Source organism: Longimicrobium sp. (assembly GCF_036554565.1).
GTDB lineage: Bacteria > Gemmatimonadota > Gemmatimonadetes > Longimicrobiales > Longimicrobiaceae > Longimicrobium.
The window spans coordinates 1-4456 of record NZ_DATBNB010000888.1 but is presented as its reverse complement, the minus strand read 5'-3'; the positions used below and the strand labels follow the sequence as shown (position 1 = coordinate 4456).

The 4456-nt window shown below is 69.5% G+C and carries 3 protein-coding genes and 1 pseudogene; 2 read left to right on the top strand and 2 right to left on the bottom strand.

The window, feature by feature from the left end:
* A pseudogene (locus tag VIB55_RS24820) lies at positions 1-935 on the bottom strand (aminopeptidase); the annotation flags it as partial.
* A gap of 162 nt (positions 936-1097) precedes the next feature.
* Here VIB55_RS24820 and rocF point away from each other — a divergent pair.
* Positions 1098-2039, top strand: coding sequence for an arginase (gene rocF / locus VIB55_RS24815; protein ID WP_331879379.1), 942 nt, complete (start codon positions 1098-1100; stop codon positions 2037-2039).
* Between the two features lie 22 nt (positions 2040-2061).
* Here rocF and VIB55_RS24810 read toward each other — a convergent pair whose 3' ends face one another.
* The gene (locus tag VIB55_RS24810) at positions 2062-2868 is read right to left on the bottom strand and encodes a DUF5715 family protein (RefSeq protein ID WP_331879378.1); all 807 of its coding nucleotides are present in this window, start codon (positions 2866-2868) and stop codon (positions 2062-2064) included.
* 961 nt (positions 2869-3829) lie between these two features.
* Here VIB55_RS24810 and VIB55_RS24805 point away from each other — a divergent pair.
* The coding region (locus VIB55_RS24805) for a glutamate--tRNA ligase family protein (protein WP_349263079.1) at positions 3830-4456 on the top strand (627 nt) is incomplete at its 3' end.

Genomic DNA, 4456 nt, shown 5'->3' with positions numbered 1-4456 from the left:
AATGGGAACGACGGCGGCAGCACCAGCACGTCGTAGCGGCCCCAGCGATAAGGGCCGTACAGCGACTCGGCGGCATCGACGAACTTCTCCAGCTCGGCCAGCTCGCTGGCGCTGCGCTCCAGCATGCTCGGCTCGGTGTAGACGCCGGTGCGCGGGCCCAGCGGACGGAACGCCAGGTCCCCCACGGCCAGGGCGATCAGGTAGGGCGGAACGGCCTCGCCCATCCGGAACCGGAAGGCGCGGCCGCCGGACACCGGCTCGCCCTCGGGCGTCAGCATCTCGGCGCTCATCACCGCCTTCAACTCGGCGGGGACCGTGATGCGGGCGCTGTACGTCTGGCGGATCCCCGGGCTGTCCTGCGTGGGAATCCACGTCCGGGTGAGGATCGCCTGGCCCTGCGAGAACAGGTACGGATGGCGCTTGCCAGCCGTCTGCTCCGGCGTCAGCCACTGCAGCGCGCTCGCCGTGGGGCTGGTCTGGTAGCGGATGACCAGCACGTGCTCGCCTCCGCCCGGCAATTGCACCGTGAGCGGCTGGCCCAGGATGCTGTCGGCGGCGCCCAGCGCCCAGCGGAGGGGCTGGCCGGCCCGGTCTGTCACCGACTGGATGGCGAGCCCCTTGGTGTCGAGCACCACGTCGTCGGCCCCGGCGGCCGCATCCACGTCCAGGGTGGCGGTGCCGGACAGCGTCTTCGCGGCGAAGTCGGCGCGCAGGTCCAGCACCACGTGCCGCACGCGGGCCTCGTTGGGCTGCGCGAACGAGTGGATGTCGCGCACCAGCGGCTGCAGGGGCATCGGCGGCGCCTCGGGCGTCGGGCGGGGCGGCATGTCGTTGGGGCCGCACAGGGGCTCGGGCATGGAGCGCGTCCCCCCGGGAACGCACGCGGCGGCCAGCAGCGCCGCGGCGGCCAGCGGAAGAAAGGTTCGAACGGTCATTCGGGTCTGTTGCTCGGGTGCTCGATGCGATATATCCGGCCGGGCGAAGATGCATGACTTCGGCCTCGCGCGACAGGACCCGGCGGACGGCCCGGTGTTCCGCGCGAAGCCCGCCGCGCATCAAAACGGCCGCGCGGCGGCGAAACCCGCAATGAACAGGGTATGCAGATCGATGTAATCGGAGTGCCGCTGGACTACGGCGCCGGGCGGCGCGGCGTAGACATGGGGCCGGCGGCGGTGCGGCACGCGGGGCTCTTCGACCGCCTTCGCAAGCTGGGGCACGACGTGAACGACCGCGGCAACGTCTTCGTTCCCCTGCGCGAGAACGTGAAGGTGGTGGAGCCCACGCTCCGCTTCGTGGACGCCATCCTCCCCGTGCTGGCATCGCTTTCGGACGCGGTGGAGCAGAGCGTGAAGTCGGGCGGGTTTCCCGTGGTGGTGGGCGGGGACCACTCCGTGGCGCTCGGCTCCATCGGCGGGCACGCCCGCGTCCGCAAGGTCGGCGTGGTGTGGGTGGATACGCACGGCGACTGGAACACGCCCGAAACCACGCCGTCCGGCAACATCCACGGCATGCCGATGGCCGCGCTCTGCGGCTACGGTGATCCGCGGCTGACCGGGTTGGGGTCGGGCGACCCGGCCGTGCGCAGCATCGACCCGCGGAACGTGGCGTTCGTGGGCACGCGTGACCTGGACGCGGGGGAGCGCGCGCTGATGCGCGAGGCGGGGGTGACGGTGTTTTCGATGGAGTCCATCGACCGCTACGGCATTGCGGCGGTGATGGAGGCGGCCCTCGCGGTGGCGACGGAGGGGACGGAGGGCATCCACGTCAGCTTCGACATGGACGTGCTGGACCCGCAGTTCGCGCCGGGCGTGGGCACCCCCGTGTCCGGCGGGCTGACCGTGCGCGAGGCGCACCTGGCCATGGAGATGCTGGGCAGCAGCGGGTTGGTGCGGGGGCTGGACGTGGTGGAGGTGAACCCCGTCCTGGACCAGCGGAACCTGACGGCGGAGCTGGCCGTTGACCTGGCCCTTTCGTGCCTGGGGCTGCGCGTATGGCCAGACGCCCCGGCCATTCTTCCGGCCAGGGCGCGCGTGGGATGATCTCTGGGCCGGGCCGCGGCGTTCAGGCGCGGCGCACCCGGCGCTTGCGGCCCGCGAAGGCGATGGACACCAGCACGCAGACGGTGAGCACCGCCAGCACACCGCTCTCGTCGTCGTCGGCCGGCGTCGTCACCAAGCGCGCCGCGGCGGCGGCGGGCTTCTTTACCGGAGACACCGTCCGGGTGGACGCGGGCTCCTCCTCGAGGCTGGCCGTCCGGGGCCTGGGCGCGCTGGCGAACTGCGCGGCGGCCGAGGTTCCGCCGACCCGCTCCAGGTAGGCCGAGTAGGCGCCCGGGAACACCGCGATGTGGTAGTGCGGCGGGTTCCGCTCGCGCGTCACGTCGAGCACGCCGCGGCTTTCCAGCGCCAGCAGGGTGCCTTCCAGCCAGGCGCGGCAGTCCGCGTCGCGGCTGATCCGCAGGTCTACCGCCATCCCCGCCGGGTGCACCGACAGCTTGTGCGCGTTGCTGGGCTGGTTGCCCACGGGCCGCGTGAGGCTGGTGACCACCAGGCGCTCGCTGCAGGCGTCGCGGTACTGCGCGCTCAGCCGCTCGATGAAGGTGACCACCTCAGGCCGGGCGTACGGGTGCGACACGTTGGCCAGGCGAAAGTCGTCCGTCGGCTTCACGCGCTGCAGGTAGCCCGCGTCGGCCAGGCGCTTGACCTCGGCGGCGTCGCGCAGGAACGAGTAGTCGCTGGCCCTGGCCACCTCGTGCTGGCGCACCATGGACGAGGGCGAGCCGCGCAGCGTGGGCTCCACCGCATGGGCCGGAGCGGTTGCGAGCGTGCCGGCGACCGCAGCCGCGGAAAGAACGCGCAAGATCTTCATTCGGGCTCCTTCCTTCGGGTTCGGGAGGTCGACGCGCACCGTATGTGGTTGTGACGATGCAATTTAACACACTTCCCGGTCCGGCGTCACCCCCTGATGCTCGTCGATGGGGGACGGAGCCATTACGTGCTGGCAGACCATGGGGCTTGAGCGAGCGGGACGGCCGCGTGGAACGCGCGGCCAGGTGTCTCCCGCGAACCGTGCGGGCACACTCGACCCGGTCCCCGCCCGACGCCACATCGATCAGCAGGCTGCCGCTCGAAAACCAGCACGTGCGATCTTCGCTTCCGCGCGGCCACCTGTATGGGCACGATGGGATGAATTCTGAAGTAAGCGTCGCAATCAGCCACGCTTTAACGCTGAGCGTGCTCGCCGTTTGCGCGATCCGGGCGGGCCGGACGCGCTGGTATCTCGGGTGTCTGCCCCTGATCGTAGCTGCACTCTCATGGTCATGGCTCAGAGCGTCATCTCCACGTGACGGCCCGGCTTGGACGGTGGTCGTGACGGTTGCTCTCTATTCCGTTTTCACGCTCGGAGTTGCGCATCGTGCATGCGCCTGGACACGAAATCTCATTGGTTGGTTCGTACTGACACTGCTCGGAAGTGCGTTGTCGATCGTGCCAGCGGCAATCCTGTCATACCTGATGTGGGGCGTGGTGACCGCGTTTTGATCTTCTGAGCCGTCCCGGCCGAGGACAGCACCTGCCGAAAATTACATGTGAATCCCGGGCCGGGAGCCTCGAAGAGAGAAGATAGCCACAGGTGAGTCTCGGTTCATGGCGCCCAAGCCCCGCTAACGGGCTTCGACCGTGTCGTATCGCGTGGACCAGCCGGCTCAGTTGAAGATCGGCCGCGGGAGCGCTATTCTGTCGCGAGCTTTTGCCTTGTGGATCCGCCGTCCGACGCGGTTTCGCGCCCGCATGCGGGTTTCTCTGGATCAACCGAGCTTCACGTGACCGACATCAGCAGGGACAGCAGCGCCGACGGGCGTTCGCCGGCGGAGGCGTTCGCCGCGCGCGAGGGGCTGGACTTCATCCGTTCCATCGTCGCGGACGACATCCGCGCGGGGAAGTACGAGTCCATCGTCACGCGCTTTCCGCCGGAGCCCAACGGCTACCTGCACATCGGCCACGCCAAGTCCATCGTCCTGAACTACGGGATCGCGCGGGAAACGGGGGGTCGCTTCAACCTGCGCTTCGACGACACCAATCCCGAGACCGAGGACGTCAGCTACGTCGAGTCCATCGTAGACACGGTCCGCTGGCTGGGCGCCGACTTCGGTGGCGAGGTGCTGCACGCGGCGGACTACTTCGACGACATGTACCGCTTCGCCGAGTTCCTGGTGACGCGCGGGCTGGCGTACGTGGACAGCTCGTCGGACGAGGAGATCCGCGAGGCGCGCGGCACCGTCACCGAGCCGGGGCGGCCGACGGCGTTCCGGGATCGATCGGTGGAGGAGAACCTGGACCTCTTCCGGCGGATGAAGGCGGGCGAGTTTCCCGACGGCTCCCATGTGCTGCGGGCGAAGATCGACCTGTCGTCGCCCAACATGCTGCTGCGCGACCCGCTGCTGTACCGCATCCGCCAC

Excerpts from the sequence above, each read along its gene's own strand:
- rocF (WP_331879379.1), top strand. The coding sequence starts at position 1,098 with ATGCAGATCGATGTAATCGGAGTGCCGCTGGACTACGGCGCCGGGCGG.
- VIB55_RS24810 (WP_331879378.1), bottom strand. The coding sequence starts at position 2,868 with ATGAAGATCTTGCGCGTTCTTTCCGCGGCTGCGGTCGCCGGCACGCTC.